Source organism: Arthrobacter sp. FW306-07-I (genome assembly GCF_021800405.1).
Lineage (GTDB): Bacteria > Actinomycetota > Actinomycetes > Actinomycetales > Micrococcaceae > Arthrobacter.
This window is the reverse complement of record NZ_CP084550.1, coordinates 677006-694655: the sequence shown is the minus strand read 5'-3', so window position 1 is coordinate 694655 and position 17650 is coordinate 677006. Positions and strand designations below refer to the sequence as shown.

Below are 17650 nucleotides of genomic sequence, written 5' to 3'. Positions count from 1 at the left end.
GGTTCGCCCGGGCGGCGCGAAAACAGGCCCGAGCAGGCAGGAGGGGGCGGGCAGGTAGCTAGTCCGGCCTGCCCACCACCACTTGGGCAGGGCTGTGGGTTACGTAGCCATTGGCCCAGGAGAACAGCGCCCGGACTTTCTGCTGGAAGCCAGGCAACAGGGCAAGATGCACTGCCAGCCACGAAACGAACGCCAGCGGGCCCTGCAGTTGCAGGCGCCGGCGGCCGAGTTCCGCCACGGCTGCGCCGCGTCCCACCATCGCCATGTAGCCCTTGTCCCAGTAGCGGAAAGGCTCCCGCACGCCGCCGGTAAGGTCCGCATAGATGTTGCGTGCCGCCCACTTGCCCGACTGCTGTGCCACGGACCCAAGCTGCGGCAGCTTGTTCCCATCAGCGTCGGTGATGTTCGCCGAGTCGCCCAGAACATAGACACCCTCGAGGTCAGGGGCTGTCAGGTCTGGTTGCACGTCCACCCTGCCACCCCTGCCCTGCTTCAACCCGGACTCGGTGATGATCCGCCCCGCCTGCAGGCCGCCGGCCCACACGACGATCCGTCCAGGGATGACAGTCCCGTCCTTGAGCGTCACCCCGTCAGGCCGGACGTCCCCCACCGCGGTGCCCATATGTAGCTGGACACCCAGTTTTGTCAGCCGGTCCCGCGCGTACGCCTGCGACTTTTCCGAGAAAGCAGCCAGCACGTTGGGAACCATGTCCACCAGGTGAACGTGGCACCGGGCGGCCAGCCCGGGCGAGAAGTACTTCGGCACAAGGTACTTAACGTTCTCTGCCAGTGCGCCGGCGGTCTCCACCCCGGTTGGGCCACCGCCCACCACAATCACGTCGGCGTTTACCGAGGGTTCCCGGTCTGCCTCGTCCATGACGGCAGTGATGGCGGCGCTGAGCCGCGTTGCGTCCGCCACCGAGTACAGGGGGTAGGCATGCTCATCGGCGCCGGGGGTGTTGAAGAAGTTTGGCACCGCCCCCGTGGCGATGACCAGGACCCGGGACCGGTAACTTGAGCCGTCGGCGGTGGTGACCGTGCGGTTGGCCGCATCGATGGCGGTGACCTCCGCCGTCAGGACGCGGACGTTGTTGATCTTGCGGAACTCGGACCGGAGCGGCCGGGTGACCGCCGAAACCCCGATCTGGGATGCGGCCACTTGGTAGAGGAGCGGCTGGAACTGCTGGTAATTGTTGGCATCGAGCAGCAACACCCGGACGCCCTTGCGGCCCAACTCCTCAGCCGCCGTCTTTCCGGCAAAACCGCCGCCAACCACGATGACCTGATATGAATCGTCCATTCGTGCAACATACCCCTCCCGGCGGTCGAGTAACAGGGTGGTGTGCCGGGACGTTGTGGCGTGCGTCTTGTCCCGGTCCGGGCGGGGGAACGTTAAGAAGCCCGCCCCTCCCGGCACCTAAGATGGCGGCATGGATGACGCAGCCCTGGCGGACATTGCGGACCGGCTCTACGCCGGGCCGCTGGACGACTTCGTCGCGGCCCGAACGACCGCCGCCAAGGAGGTTGCGCGCCAGGACAAGGGCCTGGCTGCAACAGTCCGCGGCCTGCCCAAGCCGTCCGTAGCCGCATGGGCCCTGAACATGCTTGCCCGGAACCGGCCGGACGTACTGGACGGGCTCAGCGACCTCGGGGCCCGCATGCGGGCCGCGCAGGTGTCACTCGACGCTCCCTACCTGCGCGAACTGGGCCGGGAGCGCCGCACCATGCTGGCTGACGCCGTCGACATCGCCCGGTCTGTTGCCCGGGAGCAGGGCCGTTCCATCAGTGACGCAATGGCCTCCGAAGTCGAGGAGACCCTCCGGGCCCTGACAGCGGACGAGGGCGCAGCCAATGCAGTGGGCAGCGGGCGGCTGCTGAAGGTCCTGTCCGCGGACGGCGTCAACGACGTCGACCTGGAGGGGGCGGTGGCCCTCCCCGGGCTGCTTCCTCCGGCAACGTCTGCCCGCCCGGCGAATGCTCCCCTTTCCGCGCCGAAGGCAAAGGCAGCGGCGAGGACACGGACGACGGCGGAACGCACCTCTCAGCCAAAGCCCACCAGGCCGCGGCTTGAGGCAGTGCGGCAGACACCCCGGCCAGCCTCGCCGCCGGCGCTGGAAAAGGCAAAGGCGGCCCTTGCCGAAGCCCGGGCTGCCGAAGAGGAGGCGACACGCCTGGCCGGTGAACTGCAGGACCAGGAGGAGCAGGCAAGGGCGGACATTGCGCAGCTGCAGCAGGAAACGGTTGAGCTTCGGAGCCGGCTTAAGGCCGCCGAAGAAAGCCTGGAGCGATCGCGCAAGCGGCTTGTGGCGACCTCTGCCGAAGCGAAGCAGGCGGCGCGGGCGGCAGACAAAGCCAACCGCACCGCGGTGCTGGCGCAGGAACGCGTGCTCCGCCTAAGCAGCAACTAAGGGGCGCACGAGGTAGCCAAGCGCCTCCTCTCCCGCAGGACGTTCACGGGACCTACTCTGGAGCTATGGACGCCGCAGCAGCCCAGGCCTTTGCGATTCCGCCGGCAGCAGTTCGCCGCCCCACCACAGCCCTCGAGGACGCCATCACACTGGCCGCCGGCGTCTGGCTCCTCATTGGAACCTATGTCGACGGCTGGGCCCATAACAACCTCCGCAACCTCGAGACGTTCTTCACCCCGTGGCACGCAATCCTGTATTCAGGCTTCGCGGCCTGCGCCGTCTGGATCGCGTCCCTGACGTGGCGCCGGCACGCACCCGGCACGCGGTGGCCTGAAGCGGTCCCCGCCGGTTACGGCTCTGCTGCGGCCGGGGTGGCCCTTTTCCTGGCCTCGGGGGTGGGGGACTTTGCCTGGCACTCCCTGCTTGGCATCGAACAGAACATCAGCGCACTGTTCAGCCCCTCCCATCTGGGGCTTGCCACCGGCGGGTTCCTTATCCTGTCCGCACCGTTCTCGGCCGCGTGGCAGTCACCCGGGAGGACGTGGCCCCGACTGGTGCCGGCATTCGTCAGCGCCATGCTCGCCGGAATGGTTGCGGCCTTCATCCTCCAGGAGTTCGCGGTCTTCGCCCGCCACGGGCTCATTCAGACATACACCAGCGCTGCCGGGACGCCGACGGCCGTGACGGGGCCGACGTCGGCGGGCATCATGATCTCGCTGGCGACCTTCCTGGTCTCCACGGTGGTGCTCTTTGTTCCCGTCCTGCTGTTGTCGCTGCGGTGGAGCCTGCATCCGGTGATCCCTGCTGCCATGACGGTGGTCCCCTCTGTAGCCCTGCAGGTCATGGTGGCACTGCGGGACGCCTGGCTGCTACCGGTGGCCCTCACCGGCTCCGTCCTGGTGGGAGTGGTGTGGGCGGTGGTGCGACCGGCACCGGACCGTCCCGGCAGGTTGATGACTGGGGCAGGCCTCTCCCCAGTCGTTTTTTGGGCACCCTATTTCGCCGGTGCGGCGCTCCGGGACGGTGCGCTCAGCTTCTCCCCCGAGATCTGGAGCGGAACGCTCGTCTGGGCAGGCCTGGCAATGCTGTCACTGGCCGCGCTGGCCCTGAAGGCCAGGGAAACTGCCATGGGGAACGGTCCAGCCCGGTGAATCCTCCCCCCACAGCCGACAGCTTGGAGTATTTACGTCCGAAAGATGCAGTTCACCAGCCCGCCACGACAGGTTAGTTACCGACTAGTAACTTGAGAGCTCCTGTTGAGCCCAAACCTGAAGAGGCCCCACAATGAGCTCCGAAACTACCGGACGCGTACTCACGAGGTACGCGTCCCGGCACAGCCGTACGGCCATCACCGCGCTGGCTGTGTCCCTCCCCTTTGTCTTCCTTGCCCCGGCCGGCGCCTCCACCTCGGCGGCGCCCGCCACTCCGGCTCCGGCTCCGCAGACCGTCGCCACGTCGCCGCCCAACCACTTGGACCTCGGTGCGCAGGACCTGCCCGAAACCCGCACCGTGACCGACCTCGCCCCCGGGCTGACCAAGACCTCCATCAGCCGCGGCGCCCCCAACCAGGACTTCTTCTGGACCGCTGAAGTGGCTGTCCCGTCCGTTTCCCCGGACCCGGACGCCCCGGCCTCGGCACTGTCCTCCCAGGCGCAAGCCCAGATAGTTGCCGACAAGCTTAACGCGGTCGGCGTCACTGCGCGGGTGGAGCACGTCCAGTCACCGCAACTGGCCGACGCCGGCGGCGACCTTGGCTACCGGGTCCGGGCCGGACAGTTCCCGGTGAAGGCCGACGGATCCCCCACCGTCGACCGGATCAAGGCAGCCGGGTACAAATCCTCCGTCATCTACACCGGCTGGGACGGTGATGCCGGCTCGAGCGAGGATGACCGGGGCCCTTGGAACCTGCAGGTACTGACCATCGACCCGAAGGAATTCCGCGGCGACCTCACCTCGACGTTCGGCCCTAACCTCGAAGAGCGTGAAACCACCAGCTCACTCGCCGCCGCTGCGGGGGCCCTGGCGGCAACGAACGGCGGCTATTTCGTCATGGATCCCCAGGCAGGAGCCCCGGGCGATCCCGCAGGCGCGGCAGTCCACGACGGAAAGATCCTCAGCGAACCCGTCGCCGACCGGCCCTCGTTAGTCATAGACAAGAACAGCACCTCCATCCAACGCCTCCACTGGCACGGCTCCGTCACCGTACCTGGCCAGGCCGGAGAACTTCCCCTGGACGGAATCAACCGGGTCCCAGGGCTTATCCGCAACTGCGGGGGCACCGACGACACCCCACCAACCTGCCGCTGCATGACTTCACCTGCACGGACGCGGACGAAATCGTCTCCTTCACCCCCGAGTTCGGTCCCGCGACGCCATCCGGGCCCGGACTCGAAGTCCTCCTTGACGCCCATGGCACCGTTACCTCCGTAAACCACATCCGCGGCACTGCCGTCCCCTCCGGCGGACAAACCCTGCAGGCCATCGGAGCGGACGCGGATAAACTCGCTGCCCTGGCTGTCCCTGGTTCAAAGCTGAAAGTCGGCACCGACCTGCTCGACGAGGGTGGCAAGGCCTTGAAGACCGGTTCCACGACGGACGTCGTCAACGGTGGCCCAACCCTGGTTCAAAACGGCCGGCTCAACGTCACCGCCCGCCGCGACGGCATGGTCCGCACCAATGACAGCAACAGCTTCTTTTACGGCTGGGTCCACAAGCGCAACCCCCGCACCTTCGCCGGCACGGACGCCCATGGCCGCACCCTGATCGTAACCGCCGACGGCCGCCAAACCACCAGTCTTGGGTTGAGCATCAAAGAATCAGCCGACGTCGCCCGTTCCCTCGGAATGGTCAACGCCATGAACCTCGACGGCGGCGGATCCACCACCATGGTCCAGGACGGCCGCGTCGTGAGCTCGCCCTCCGACGCCACTGGCGAACGCCCCGTGGGCGACGCTCTCGTCATACTGCCCGGCCGCAAGCCGTAACCTTCGCCGGCCCCACATATACACATCACAAACTTTGGAGAACCATGAAGTACACCAAGCTGCTGACCGCGGCAGCCATCACCGCGGGCCTCGCCCTGGGAACAGCCCTCCCGGCGCAAGCTGCCGATACCAACCCCAACGGCACTGAAAACCATTTTGATCTCCAGGCGCACCGTGGCGGCATCGGCTTGACCGTCGAATCCACGCTGGCTTCCTTCGCCAAGGGCATCGAGAGCGGCGTGAGCACCTTGGAACTGGATCTGCAGATCACCAAGGACGGCCGGGAAGTCATTACCCACGACCGGAAGATCAACGGCCAGAAGTGCCGGGACACCGCCCCGGTCACCCCCGGTGACCCGTCGTACCCTTACGTCGGCAAGTACATCAAGGACCTCACCTTCGATCAGGTGCGCAGCATGGACTGCGGCTCCTTGACGCTGCCCCAGTTCCCCGGCCAGCAGGCGTCCCCCGGCGCAAAGATGCCGACCCTGGCCGAGGTGTTCGACCTCGCCAACCGTTACCGTGCCAGCCAGGTCAAGTTCAACATCGAAACCAAGGTTGAAGCCGGGGCACCAGAGCAAACCGCTCCGCGCGAACAGTTCGTGAACGTCGCCCTGCGCGAAATCAAGGCCGCCCACATGGAGGAGCGCGTCTCCATCGAGAGCTTCGATTGGGGCTCGCTGCGCCTGGTGAAGGAACGCGAACCCGGCATGCGGACCGTGGCGCTGACCAACAAGGACTTCCTGCAGGCCGGACAGCCGGGCAAGTCACCCTGGCTCGGCGGCATCGACGCGGACGACTTCGCCGGGGACCTGGTGGACGCTGCTGCCTCCCTGGGTTTCGACGCCATCTCCCCCGTCCACGGCACTCCCCAGAACGGAACCGTCACCGACCCCGGCTACGTGCCCTACGTGACAGCCGATATGGTGAACCGCGCCCACGCCAAGGGCATGCAGGTCATTCCGTGGACCGTCGATGATAAACCCACCATGCGCAAGCTCATGGACGACGGTGTTGACGGCCTGATCACCGACTACCCGAACCGGCTGCGCGAAGTGCTGGCAGAACGATCCCTGAAGCTGCCCAAGCAGTACACGCTGGAACCCGGTGCGTCCGCAGGGAACTGACCACCCGGACAGTCCTTGGATCTGAGCGTTCAGATCTGCGACTGCGCAGTCTGGACCGGGCGTGATGTGAAGCCGGCCGACAGGGTTGCGGAACCCTTCAAGCAATTAGAGGCATGGGGAGTGTTGTTCTTGACCTTTGGGTCCGTATCCCAACACGCGGAGGCTGGTTCCTAAGAATGTCAGACCCCGGTTGCACACTGGATTCATGGAAAACCAAGCTGTGCAGGAATTTCACGTAACGTACTTCGACGCCGACTGTGGCCGGGCCCGGTCCGAGGTCTTCGAGACGCTCGAAGAGGCCGAGCGCTTCGCCTGCCGGCACTGCCACGGCGAAGACAACTGGGCCGTGGTGGACGCCATCACTGTGGAGCACATCCAGGCCGCTGCCTAAACCAGGTCGTGCACCACCGGCGCCCGGCATCCGCGGCGCCCACCGGGGACCCGTCGACCACAAAAGACCATCAGGCTGCGCGGCCACAAACCCAAGCACCGGCGGTCTTAAAAGCACCAGCCCGTGCTGCCTGGCGATGGCCGGCAGCACGGGCTGGTGCTTTTACTCTGGCTGGATTCCGCGCTCCGCCTTGGTCGGGTGCCCATCGCGCGGCGCGCGGCGCGCCGTCGCGGGTTACGCGAAGTCGGAAACCGCGGGATCGGCACCGATGCGGCCTTCGCCGCTGGCGGTGCGGTCAAGGTTGTTGATCGCTTCAACATCCTCTGCGTCCAGGGACACCTCAAGGGCTGCGAAGTTCTCCTTGATGCGCGACTCGGTCACGGACTTGGGGATCACCACGTTGCCGATCGCCAGGTGCCAGGCGATGACTACCTGGGCGGGTGTGGCCTGGTGTTTGGCGGCGATGGACGCGATGGTGGGATCATTCAGCAGCTCGCCACCCTGGCCCAGCGGAGACCACGCCTGGGTCAGGATGCCCTTGGAGGCTCCGAACTCGCGCAGTTCACCCTGGTTGAAGTAGGGGTGCAGTTCGATCTGGTGGATGGCGGGAACCACGCCGGTTTCGTCGATGATGCGCTGCAGGCCCTCGACAGTGAAGTTGGAGACGCCGATGGACTTGACCCGGCCGCGCTTCTGAAGCTCGATCAGCGCCTTCCAGGTGTCAACGTACTTGTCCTGCTTGGGCTGCATCCAGTGGATCAGGTAGAGGTCCAGCGTCTCCAGGCCAAGCCGGTCCATGGATTCCTCGAAGGCGGCGAGGGTTGACTCGTACCCCTGGTCCGCGTTCCACAGCTTGGTGGTGATGAAGATCTGCTCCGGAGAGAGGCCGGAGCTGGCGATGGCGCGGCCCACGCCGGCCTCGTTGCCGTAGATCTTGGCCGTATCGATGTGCCGGAAGCCGGCTTCGAATGCCTGGCGGACAACCTTTTCAGCCACGTCGTCCTCAACCTGCCACACACCGTAGCCGAGCTGGGGAATCGTGTTTCCGTCGTTGAAAGTCAAAGTTGGTGAAAGAGTCATGGTTTCATCCTGCCAAAACAGCGCCACGAAACGCGCTGGATCCGCGGCTTGTCAGCCAGCCGCGTAACCCCAAAATTCCCAACCAAATCGGGAATATTTTCACGCCGCTGCCAACGGCGGCTGCCGGCTATTCCCCGCGAAGCTGCCTCTCGGCGTCATCAACCTGCTGGAAGACGGCCTCGGCACGGCGGCGTACGGACGCCGCTCCCACGGGCACGGGACCGACGGCGAGCCGAAGCATCGCTGCGGCTTCGGCCGTGGTGGCCAGCGAGTTTCCGGCCTTGGACAACGACCGGTGCACGTTGGCCAGGGCAGCAGGTATGTCCAGGCCTTCGCTGGGCGAACGGCGCTGCGCCTCCACGCACACCGCACGCACCCGGTGCAGGAGGGCGGCAAGTTCGTTCGCAATCTCCACCAGTTCGGCGTACAGCTGGTCATCCTCCACACCCTCGAGCACCTGGTGGAAGCGGTCCAGTCCCCTGTGGAAGCGGTCGTGGGCGCGGCGCCACAACCCCTTGCCCAGTTCCGCATCATCCTTGCGCCCCTGCCGGGCGGCGCTGAAAAAGCCCAAGCGGAACCTTAGAGGTACTGCCCCGGACCGTGGTCCGGTTCATCACTGGGGCTGGGCCGCGAGGCACTGCCGGGGCGGGCGCCCGCCGGTGCCCGCTGCGGCTCACCGTTCTCACCAATCACGACGCCGGGCGCAATCATGGTGCCTGGCGGCAGCTGGCGCATCTGCATCTGCGCGGCGGCCTGCTGCTGGGCGGCGTGCTGGGCCGCAATGGCGGTCTGGATACCGTGGAAGAGGCCCTCGAGCCAGCCCACCAGCTGGGCCTGGGCGATCCGGAGCTCGGCGTCCGAGGGCGTGGCTTCGTCGGAGAAGGGCAGGCTGATCCTGTCCAGTTCCGCCACGAGCTCCGGTGCCAGCCCGTCCTCAAGCTCTTTGATCGAGCGCTCATGGATGGCAGCAAGCCGGCCACGCGCGGCGTCGTCCAGCGGCGCCGACTTCACCTCCTCAAGGAGCTGGCGGATCATGGTGCCGATCCGCATGACCTTGGCGGGCTCGTCCACCAGGTCCTGCAGGTTGCTGCCCCGGGGCTTGCCGTCCCCGGATGGATCCTGCACCGAGTCCTGCGCGTCGTCAACGGGAGTGCCTTCCACCGGGAGGTCCTCAGCTGCCTGAGTGTCTTTGGGATCGCTCATGCGTTCATACTCTCACGGCCTATCCGCCCGGGGCCCGCCAGGAAGCTTCCTGGCGGGCTTGTCCGCTGCGGGCACAATCAGCAGCACCGGCCCTGCGGGTTGCTGTCCTGGCGGTCGGTCCGGTCCCGCCAGAACTCCCGCTCACTCAGGGGTGCCTCATGGTGCCCGGCCGCCCTGTGGTGTTCCAGGTACTTGGCGTAGGCGTCGGCGCCCATGACGCCGCCCAGGTAGCGGGCGAAGCCGCGGAATCCGCTGGCCACCAGGGCGATGCCGCTGCTCATCAGTGCCCGGCCCGTTCCAGGCGGGCGTCGGCGGGTACTTTCTCCCACTCGGCGGCCAGCTCACGTTCGGCGGTCGTCGGCAGCAGCCCCGCGGGGGCGAAGACGCGCGACGGAACGAACGGGTCCTCGTTGTCCTTGGTGGCTGTCCCGGCCGCCCTGTCACGGAACGCCTTGACCGTGGCCAGTACCGCCGTCGCAATCACGATGATGCTGAGCACCACGAAGATCACGGACAGCCAGCCCTGGATGGCGGTGTTGCGGACGACGGCCTCCATGGCGGCCACGGACTTGGCGGTGCCGAACTCGGTCTTGCCGTCTGCCAGCGCCTTGCTGAAGGCTGCGTTGTTGGCGAAGTACCCCACGGCCGGGACGGGCGAGAAGATCTTCTGGTAGCTGGCCGTGATGGTCACCACCGCGGCGAAGGCCAGCGGCAGGGCCACGATCCACAGGTACTTGAAGGTACCGCGCTTGGCGACGATGGCCAGGCACACGGCCAGGGCAATGGCGGCCAGCAGCTGGTTGGCGATGCCGAACAGCGGGAACAGGGTGTTGATGCCGCCCAGCGGATCGGTGACCCCCATCAGCAGCACGGCACCCCAGGCAGCGACCATGATGGCGGTGCAGAGCCAGGCGCCCGGCCGCCAGGAGGCTTCCTTGAACTTCGGGACGAAGTTGCCGATCGAGTCCTGCAGCATGAACCGGGCAACGCGGGTGCCGGCGTCCACAGCGGTGAGGATGAAGAGCGCCTCGAACATGATGGCGAAGTGGTACCAGAAGCCCATCAGGGCCGTGCCGCCGACGAACTGGTGCATGATGTGCGCCAGGCCCACGGCCAGGGTGGGGGCGCCGCCGGTCCGGGACACGATGCTCTGCTCGCCCACGTTCCTGGCCGTCTCAGACAACAGGTCCGGGCTGATGTTCACCCCGGCCAGGCCCAGGCTGTTGACCCAGGTGGCTGCAGTTTCAACGGTTCCGCCGGTCAGGGCAGCGGGAGCGTTCATGGCGAAGTACAGGCCGCGGTCGATCGAGATGGCGGCCACCAGGGCCATGATGGCCACGAAGGATTCCATGAGCATGCCGCCGTAGCCGATGTACCGGGTCTGCCGTTCCTTTTCCACCAGTTTGGGGGTGGTGCCGGAGGAGATCAGGGCGTGGAACCCTGACAGCGCGCCGCACGCAATGGTGACGAACAGGAAGGGGAACAGGGCGCCGGAGAACACCGGGCCGTTCTCCCGGCCGGCGAACTCGCTGAAGGCCGGAACGGTGACCTCGGGCCGGACCACGATGATGGCCAGCGCCAGCATGACGATCACGCCGATCTTCATGAAGGTGGAAAGGTAGTCGCGCGGTGCCAGCAGCAGCCACACCGGCAGGATGGCGGCGATGAAACCGTAGATGATCAGGCCCCACGCGATGGTCACCTTGTCCAGGTGGAACACGGCGGCGCCCCACTCGGTCTGGGCCACCAGGCCGCCGCCGATGATGGCGGCCATGAGCAGGACGAAGCCGATGATCGAGACTTCCATGACCTTGCCGGGGCGCAGGTACCGCAGGTAGACGCCCATGAAGAGGGCGATGGGGATGGTCATGCCCACGGAGAACACACCCCACGGGCTCTCACCCAGGGCATTGACGACGACGAGCGCCAGGATGGCCACGATGATCACCATGATGAGCAAGGTGGCGATCAGGGCTGCCGTGCCACCGATGACCCCGAGTTCCTCGCGGGCCATCTGGCCCAGGGACCGGCCGCCGCGGCGCATGGAGAAGAACATGACCAGGTAGTCCTGGACCGCGCCGGCAAAGACCACGCCGACGATGATCCAGATCGTGCCGGGAAGATAACCCATCTGGGCCGCGATGACCGGGCCCACCAGCGGGCCGGCACCGGCGATGGCGGCGAAGTGGTGGCCGAACAGCACGTTGCGGTCCGTGCGGACGTAGTCCTTGCCGTCGGCCTTGTACTCGGCCGGGGTGGCGCGGCGGTCGTCCGGCTTGGTGATGTACCGCTCGATCACCTTGGAGTAGAAGCGGTAGCCGATCAGGTAGGTGCACACGGAGGCGAAGACGAACCAGATGGCGTTGACGGTTTCACCACGGACGATCGCCAGCATGAACCAGGCGACGCCGCCCAGCAGGGCAATGGCGGCCCAGAGTGCGATCTTGGCCGGGGTCCATTTCCGGTCCTCGGCCTCGAGCCGGGCCTCGTCCACGGCGGGCGGAGGAAGATCCGGGTCTGTGGCCAGTCCGCCCTCCGCCCGGGATCCGTTTTTCCGTTGGTCAGGCACTCCGGCCATGTCTCCTCCTTGAGAGTTTTCACACTTCTGCCACGGGCACCCTACCAATGCGGGCCAGTCATAAAGCGGCCGACGGCGGCGCGGCGCCCGGCCATGCGGTGAACGGCACTGACCCGGCGACGAACGAGGGGGTCTTCCTGCTAGGCCAGGCCGCGCCGGGACAGCGGCAGGCCGGAGCGCGTGCAGGCCCATGCGAGCGATGCACCCGCCAACGGAACGGCAACCACGAGGGCGAGCAGGTGCAGCCAGGGGACCTCCACTGCGGTCCGCATGTCCGTGGCCAGGACCAGCAGGAGAGCCGGCACTGCCCCGGCCAGCGCCCCCAGCAGGGCGCCGACGCCACTGGTGAACAGGGCCTGGGAACCCGCCAAGGCCCTGCGCAGCCGGGGTGACGCGCCGACCCCGGCAAGGGTGGCATGGTCCGTGCGGGCGTCGGCCAGGGACAGGCCACTGGTAATGCCCGCTGCGCTGAACGTGATGAGCGCCGCGGCGGCCACGATGGACCAGGTCATCCACTGACTGCCCTTCGTGATGCCCGGTTCCGCCTGGAAGGGCATGCCGGGCTGACCATAGACGGCAGCGGCTGCAGCGGAGGCTGCATCCGCCTCAGCCTCCGACGGATACTTGGCCAGCTGCACCAGCAGTCCGGTTGGTGCAGGGCGCAGGTCAAGGCGCGCGGCCGTTTCGGGCGAGACAGCGCCGTAGTAAGGGACCGCGACGCGCGGTTCGAGCACCACCGCGTCCAGGGCGCTGCTCCTGACCACCGAAGGGACAGTGCCTGGCCCTGAGGGTGCGGGCTGGTGGGTCCGCACATCCCGCGCTTGGAGCACCGCCTTTCCGTCAGTGACGAAAACGGGGTTGGTCACCACCATCCCCCCGGCCCTCAGCACCGCGATCGCCTCCGGGGATGCGTCCCGGCCCAGCGCCGCGCGGATGTCCTCTGCGCCGCCCACCAGGATGGCCCGGTCGGACGGCTGTTCATTGACCATGGACCCGCGGCACCGCCAGTCCCCCGGGTCTACGAGCCTTCCCTGCGGTGTCTTGGGGCACTCGTTGGCCTGCGGTCTGGCCAGTGAGAAGACCAGGCAATTTGAGGTATCCGTGCGTGCCGGGAGCGCTGGGTCGGCGGGACCTTCCGGACAGCTGCGCAGGCCTTCAGGAGCCGTGACGAGCCGGGTCGATTCGACAGTGCCCAGGGCCTCCGCCAGCGCGGAGGAGAGTGCGGATGCATCCACCTGCCGGGGTGGCTGCCTGCTGCCGTCGGCCGCCGGCGGCGGGTCCACTGCCAGGGGCACATACGCCTGGTTTTCCAGCCCGCTCCAATAATGCCCTGCCCGCAGTCCCGCCTGCTGGCTGGCTGAAAGCACCAGGGCGGCGCTTGCGAGGGTGGCGGCTGCCAGCACCGCGGCGACGGCGGGCACGCTCCGGCCGCGGTTCCTCGCCGAGTCCCGCGCGGCCATCCGGAGGGAGAGGGACAGCCATTGGGTCCGGGACGTCAGGCGCAGGATCAGCCAGCCTGTCACCAGCACCAGGCCGGTAACCGCGAAAACCGCACCCGCAATCAGCATCGTGACCACCAACGGCAATTGCTCCGCCTGCCGGTCCGGGTCCCCTGTGGAACTACCCAGAAGCCAGCCGGCTGCCAGCAGGCCCGCGGCAAGTGCCAGTGCCACGCCGCCGGCCACGGTGGTGCGCGTACTTTTTGGTGCCGGCGTCCGCCCGGATTTCAACGCGCCCAATACCGCCTGCCGGGACACCTGGCGGGCGGGGACCAGCGCAGCCAGGACGCAGGCCGCCAGGCCCATGGCCATGGCGACGGCGGTCAGCAGGAAGTCCGGGTGCAGGCCGGCGAGCCGGACAGAACCGGTGGAGCGAACCACCTGGACGACGGCTGCAGCGGCTCCCAGCCCCAGCGCGGCGCCAACCGCAACGGCAAGGCTGCCAAGCCACAGTCCGCCCGCCGTGACCACAGTCCCGATGGTGGCACTTTCCGCCCCGGCAGACGCCAGCAGCGCCAGCTCGCGCACCTGGCCTTTGGCTCCGACAGCGAAGGCGGCACCGGCCAGCAGACCCACCTCCAGGAGCGCGAGCGCCCCGACAAGGCCGAACGTGGCGTAGACGGCAACCGCGGCCGATGAGTCATCCCGCGGCGGTGAACCGGGCACCCTGCGCTGCTCAAGGGGCGGCGGATTCAGCACCACGCTCCGGGAAAGCACGCCCACCCCTTTGCTGTTCGCTTCCCTGACCTGCTGCCACCTCACCGGCTCCGGTCCCACCACGTAGTAGGACACGGACTGGCGGTTCAACGGCCCTTGCTGGACACCGGGAGGCACCTGGCTGGACTGCAGGTACAGGAAGCTGTTGCTGTCCGCTGCCCCCGCGTCCCGAATGGTTCCTACGGGAACAAAGGTTCCTGCCGACGTCGTAAATTCCATGCCCAGGCTGAGGTGGAAGCGCGCCAGCAGCCCGGGCGAGGCCAGGACCTCCGTGGCGGTCTGGGGCGCCCGCCCATCCAGGAGCGTGAACTTGCCGGCGAATGCCGGGTTGAGCGGGTCCACTTCCCTGCCCTGCAGAGAAACCAGCGCGTCGCCCACAGCGGTGGTGAGCGGCAGCATCCGTTGCCGCAGGACCTCATAGCCGGCCGGGATAACGTCGAGGGGGTCCGTCCGCTGGAAGTCCGGGTCGAACCGGCCCGTGCTGGAGGCGACCACGGCGTCATTGGACGGGTCCTGCAGGGAGTCCCCGCTGGGAACCGGCAACACACTGAACCGCGCCTGGGTGTTGCCCAGCTCGTACCGGACGGTCTCCCCGGGTGTGCGCTGGGAACTCTGGTAGAGCGTGGCGGCGCCGGTCAGCCCTGCCACGGGCAGCATGATCAGCAGGATGATGAGGAGGGACCGCCCCTTGTGGCGTGCGATGTCGCGGCGGGCCAGCCTGAGGGCAAGCCGGTGGCTGCTCCGGCGCCAGCGCGGCACCGGAGCCAGGTCCATCGGCATCAGAGTCCGGCCTGCGTCAGCAGCATCGTGGGATCATGCATGGCGGCCGCCTGGTCAATGATGCGCCCGTCCCTAAGGAAGACCACCCGGTCCGCCCAGGCAGCGTGCCTGGGCTCATGGGTGACGAGCATGACGGCGGCACCGGCGTCGGTGCGGGACCGCAGCACCTCCATGACCCCCTGGCCCGTCGTGGAGTCGAGCGCGCCGGTGGGTTCATCGGCCAGGATCAGCCGTCGCTTGCCCACGATGGCGCGGGCGATGGCCACGCGCTGCTGCTGGCCTCCGGACATCTGGTCCATGAAGCGGTCGGCGAGTTCCGGGATTCCCACCTGCCGGAGCGCATCCGCGGCCTGCCGGTGCGCCTTCCTGGCGGAAGTTCCATCCAGCTCCAGCGGCAGCGCCACGTTTTCCGCGGCGGTAAGCGTAGGGACCAGGTTGAAGTCCTGGAAAACGTAGCCAACGGCCCGGCGGCGCAGGCGGGCGAGGTCATTCAGGCCCAGCCCGGCCAAGGGCGTGGACTCGACGTAGACAGCGCCCGACGTCGGCCGGTCCAGTCCGCCGGCAAGGGCCAGCAGGGAGGACTTGCCGGAGCCAGACGGGCCCATGACCGCGACGAACTCCCCCGCGCAGATGGTGAGGTCAACGTCGCGGAGTGCGGCGACCGCCGTCGCGCCTTCCCCAAAGGTCCTGCCGACCTTGGCGAGTTCAAGGACCTGCTGCGGCCCGCGGACGCTCACCGGCGGCTGTCCGCGTTGAGCGGGGCGTCTTCCGTGGCCCCGTTGGGCGTCTTCCGCGGGGCACCCGTGGCGGCGGCCTGGGCCTGCTGGACCATCCTGGCCTCGCAGAGGTCCAGCCAGCGGACCTCCGCCTCGGTCTGGAAGATCAGCGAATCCAGGACCAGCAGCCAGGCGGTGTCGGCAGCCCGCTGGTTGGCCGCCGTGTCACGGCGCGCCTTGGTGTAGTCCTGCAGGGCACGGATGGAGGCCACCCGCTGGGCCTGGATGATGGCCTGCACATCCACACCGGGCAGGGTGACGGCGAGCGCGAGCTTGATGGCCAGCTCATTGCGCGGCGGGTTGTTCCGCTCCACCGGGGCCGCGAACCAGTTGCGTACCTCTGCTTTTCCGGCGGGGGTGATGTTGTACACCACGTGCCCTTCGCCGTCGTCGCCTTCCTTGGCCACCAGGGCGTCGCGTTCCAGCCGGTCCAGGGTGGTGTACACCTGCCCGATGTTCAGGGGCCACGTGGCTCCGGTGCGGTTCTCGAACTCGACCCGCAACTGGTAGCCGTAACGCGGCTGGTCCTGCAGCAGGGCGAGGAGGCTGTGGCGAATGGACATTTTGCTCCCCCGGGCTAGTCACTGTCGGTATGCACAGGCCCCCAAGACCCGTGCATACCGCGTATGGTCAGCCTAACGCGCGCATACCCTTTGCGCAATACCGGGTATGCATCCGAGGGTTGTTACATAACCAGCAGGACCTTGCCCACATGGTCGCCGCTGTCGAAGTAGCGGTGGGCCGCCGCAACCTGGTCCATCGGGAAGGTCTTGGCTACCAGCGGGCGGATCCTGCCGTCGGCCACCAGCGGCCACACGGCATCGCGGACAGCGGTCATGATGGCGCCCTTTTCCGCCACCGGCCTGGGCCGCAGTGCGGTAGCCACCACGGCAGCCCGCTTCTTCAGCAGCAGCCCCAGGTCCAGCTCGCCCTTGGCCCCGCCCTGCAGCCCGATCACCACCAGGCGGCCGTAGTCAGCCAGGGCCTCCACATTCTGCTGGAGGTATTTGGCCCCCACCACATCCAGGATGACGTCCGCGCCCTTGCCGTCGTTTTGGCGTCGGAGGCTCTCCGGGAAATCTTCCTCTTTGTAATTGATGGCAATGTCCGCGCCGAGGAATGCCTTGGCAGTGCTGACCTTTTCCTCGGTGCCCGCCGTCGTGGCCACCTTGGCACCGAACGCCTTGGCCAGCTGGATGGCCATGGTGCCGATCCCACCGGTGGCGCCGTGGATGAGGACCGTTTCGCCCGGCTGCAGCTGCGCCGTCATGATCAGGTTGGAGTAGACCGTGGCAGCCACTTCAGGAAGGGCTGCCGCGGTGACCAGGTCCACCCCCTCAGGCACGCGCAACACCTGCTCTGCAGGGACTGCCACCTGCTGGGCGTAGCCACCGCCGGCCAACAGGGCCACCACCTTGTCCCCCAGTGAGAAAGGCTTGCTGACGCCGGGGCCGAAACCGGCAATCCTGCCGGAAACCTCCAGCCCGGGGACCTCGGAGGCGCCGGGCGGCGGCGGGTAGAACCCCCGGCGCTGCTGCACATCGGCCCGGTTGAGGCCGGCAGCCACCACATCAATCAGCACCTCACCCTGGCCGGGCACCGGGGCATCCACGTCCCGGACTTCCAGCACCTCCGGGCCGCCCGGCTCCGAAATGTAGATGGCTTTCATGGACCTCTCCCGTTCCTGACTCAAAATCCTGGCTGCAACCAGTGTGCACCGGACACCTTCCCCGGCCTGTTTTGTTGCAGGCAAGTGCCTATGAAACACTACTAGCTGAGGAAGGTTGTCCGAGCGGCCGAAGGAGCTGGTCTTGAAAACCAGTGTGCGGTAACCCCGTACCAAGAGTTCGAATCTCTTACCTTCCGCAAGGGAACCCCTGGCAGCCGGTGACGGCGGCCAGGGGTTTTTTGCTTTAACGCCATTCCCCCGCCGCCACGGACCCCGCCTGCCGACCATGCCGTGTTGCCGGCACGTAAATTCTTTGGACTAACCCCCTGCCAAAGCCCGGCCGGAAAGCTACCCGCGGGTATCGTTTGTGATTAGCGGCACACCCGCGGGTGCCCGCATCATCACTCCCGCAACAGCACCTTCGGTACGGGTTGGGGA

Annotated in this window: 16 protein-coding genes and 1 tRNA gene; 7 read left to right on the top strand and 10 right to left on the bottom strand. The window is 67.3% G+C overall.

The features are described from left to right. Positions 1-58 precede the first annotated feature (58 nt). Positions 59-1300, bottom strand: a complete 1242-nt coding sequence (locus tag LFT46_RS03330) for an NAD(P)/FAD-dependent oxidoreductase (protein WP_236801089.1) — start codon at positions 1298-1300, stop codon at positions 59-61. A 130-nt stretch (positions 1301-1430) separates the two neighbouring features. Here LFT46_RS03330 and LFT46_RS03325 point away from each other — a divergent pair, with 130 nt between their 5' ends. The 6 genes from LFT46_RS03325 (at position 1431) to LFT46_RS03300 (ending at position 6910) form a co-directional block, all read left to right on the top strand. Continuing rightward, positions 1431-2408, top strand: coding sequence for a hypothetical protein (locus tag LFT46_RS03325; RefSeq protein WP_236821236.1), 978 nt, complete (start codon positions 1431-1433; stop codon positions 2406-2408). Between the two features lie 65 nt (positions 2409-2473). Next, positions 2474-3559 (top strand): hypothetical protein, encoded by a 1086-nt coding sequence (locus LFT46_RS03320; RefSeq protein ID WP_236821235.1) that lies wholly within the window; start codon positions 2474-2476, stop codon positions 3557-3559. A gap of 133 nt (positions 3560-3692) precedes the next feature. Next, entirely contained in the window at positions 3693-4838 is a 1146-nt protein-coding gene (locus LFT46_RS03315) for an SPOR domain-containing protein (protein WP_236821234.1), read from the top strand. Then, positions 4745-5392 carry a phosphodiester glycosidase family protein gene (locus LFT46_RS03310; protein ID WP_336885558.1) on the top strand — a complete coding sequence of 216 codons (648 nt, stop codon included), beginning with the start codon at positions 4745-4747 and terminating at the stop codon, positions 5390-5392. Before LFT46_RS03315 ends, LFT46_RS03310 begins: the two co-directional genes overlap by 94 nt. A 44-nt stretch (positions 5393-5436) precedes the next feature. Further along, complete coding sequence (locus LFT46_RS03305) at positions 5437-6519, top strand: glycerophosphodiester phosphodiesterase (protein WP_236821233.1); 1083 nt, start codon at positions 5437-5439, stop codon at positions 6517-6519. A gap of 205 nt (positions 6520-6724) precedes the next feature. After that, complete coding sequence (locus LFT46_RS03300; RefSeq protein ID WP_236821232.1) at positions 6725-6910, top strand: hypothetical protein; 186 nt, start codon at positions 6725-6727, stop codon at positions 6908-6910. A gap of 234 nt (positions 6911-7144) precedes the next feature. On the opposite strand, the gene LFT46_RS03295 is transcribed toward LFT46_RS03300, so the two are convergent. The 9 genes from LFT46_RS03295 to LFT46_RS03255 form a co-directional block, all read right to left on the bottom strand. After that, the gene (locus LFT46_RS03295) at positions 7145-7990 is read right to left on the bottom strand and encodes an aldo/keto reductase (RefSeq protein ID WP_236801083.1); all 846 of its coding nucleotides are present in this window, start codon (positions 7988-7990) and stop codon (positions 7145-7147) included. Positions 7991-8117: 127 nt separating this feature from the next. Then, complete coding sequence (locus LFT46_RS03290; protein ID WP_236801082.1) at positions 8118-8561, bottom strand: hypothetical protein; 444 nt, start codon at positions 8559-8561, stop codon at positions 8118-8120. 8 nt (positions 8562-8569) lie between these two features. Then, the gene (locus tag LFT46_RS03285; protein WP_236821231.1) at positions 8570-9193 is read right to left on the bottom strand and encodes a bacterial proteasome activator family protein; all 624 of its coding nucleotides are present in this window, start codon (positions 9191-9193) and stop codon (positions 8570-8572) included. A gap of 77 nt (positions 9194-9270) precedes the next feature. Next, positions 9271-9474, bottom strand: coding sequence for a YbdD/YjiX family protein (locus LFT46_RS03280; RefSeq protein ID WP_236801080.1), 204 nt, complete (start codon positions 9472-9474; stop codon positions 9271-9273). Continuing rightward, entirely contained in the window at positions 9474-11771 is a 2298-nt protein-coding gene (locus tag LFT46_RS03275; protein ID WP_236821230.1) for a carbon starvation CstA family protein, read from the bottom strand. Before LFT46_RS03275 ends, LFT46_RS03280 begins: the two co-directional genes overlap by 1 nt. Before the next feature lie 140 nt (positions 11772-11911). Continuing rightward, the gene (locus LFT46_RS03270; RefSeq protein WP_236821229.1) at positions 11912-14761 is read right to left on the bottom strand and encodes a hypothetical protein; all 2850 of its coding nucleotides are present in this window, start codon (positions 14759-14761) and stop codon (positions 11912-11914) included. A gap of 5 nt (positions 14762-14766) precedes the next feature. Then, positions 14767-15504: an ABC transporter ATP-binding protein gene (locus LFT46_RS03265; RefSeq protein WP_236821228.1), complete on the bottom strand. Its 738-nt coding sequence runs from the start codon at positions 15502-15504 to the stop codon at positions 14767-14769. Next, positions 15501-16106, bottom strand: a complete 606-nt coding sequence (locus LFT46_RS03260) for a PadR family transcriptional regulator (protein ID WP_236821227.1) — start codon at positions 16104-16106, stop codon at positions 15501-15503. Before LFT46_RS03260 ends, LFT46_RS03265 begins: the two co-directional genes overlap by 4 nt. 122 nt (positions 16107-16228) lie before the next feature. Further along, entirely contained in the window at positions 16229-17212 is a 984-nt protein-coding gene (locus tag LFT46_RS03255; protein WP_236801072.1) for an NAD(P)H-quinone oxidoreductase, read from the bottom strand. Between the two features lie 109 nt (positions 17213-17321). Between LFT46_RS03255 and LFT46_RS03250 the strand changes: the two genes are divergently transcribed. Next, a tRNA-Ser gene (locus tag LFT46_RS03250) sits at positions 17322-17409 on the top strand. The last annotated feature ends 241 nt before the right edge of the window (positions 17410-17650 follow it).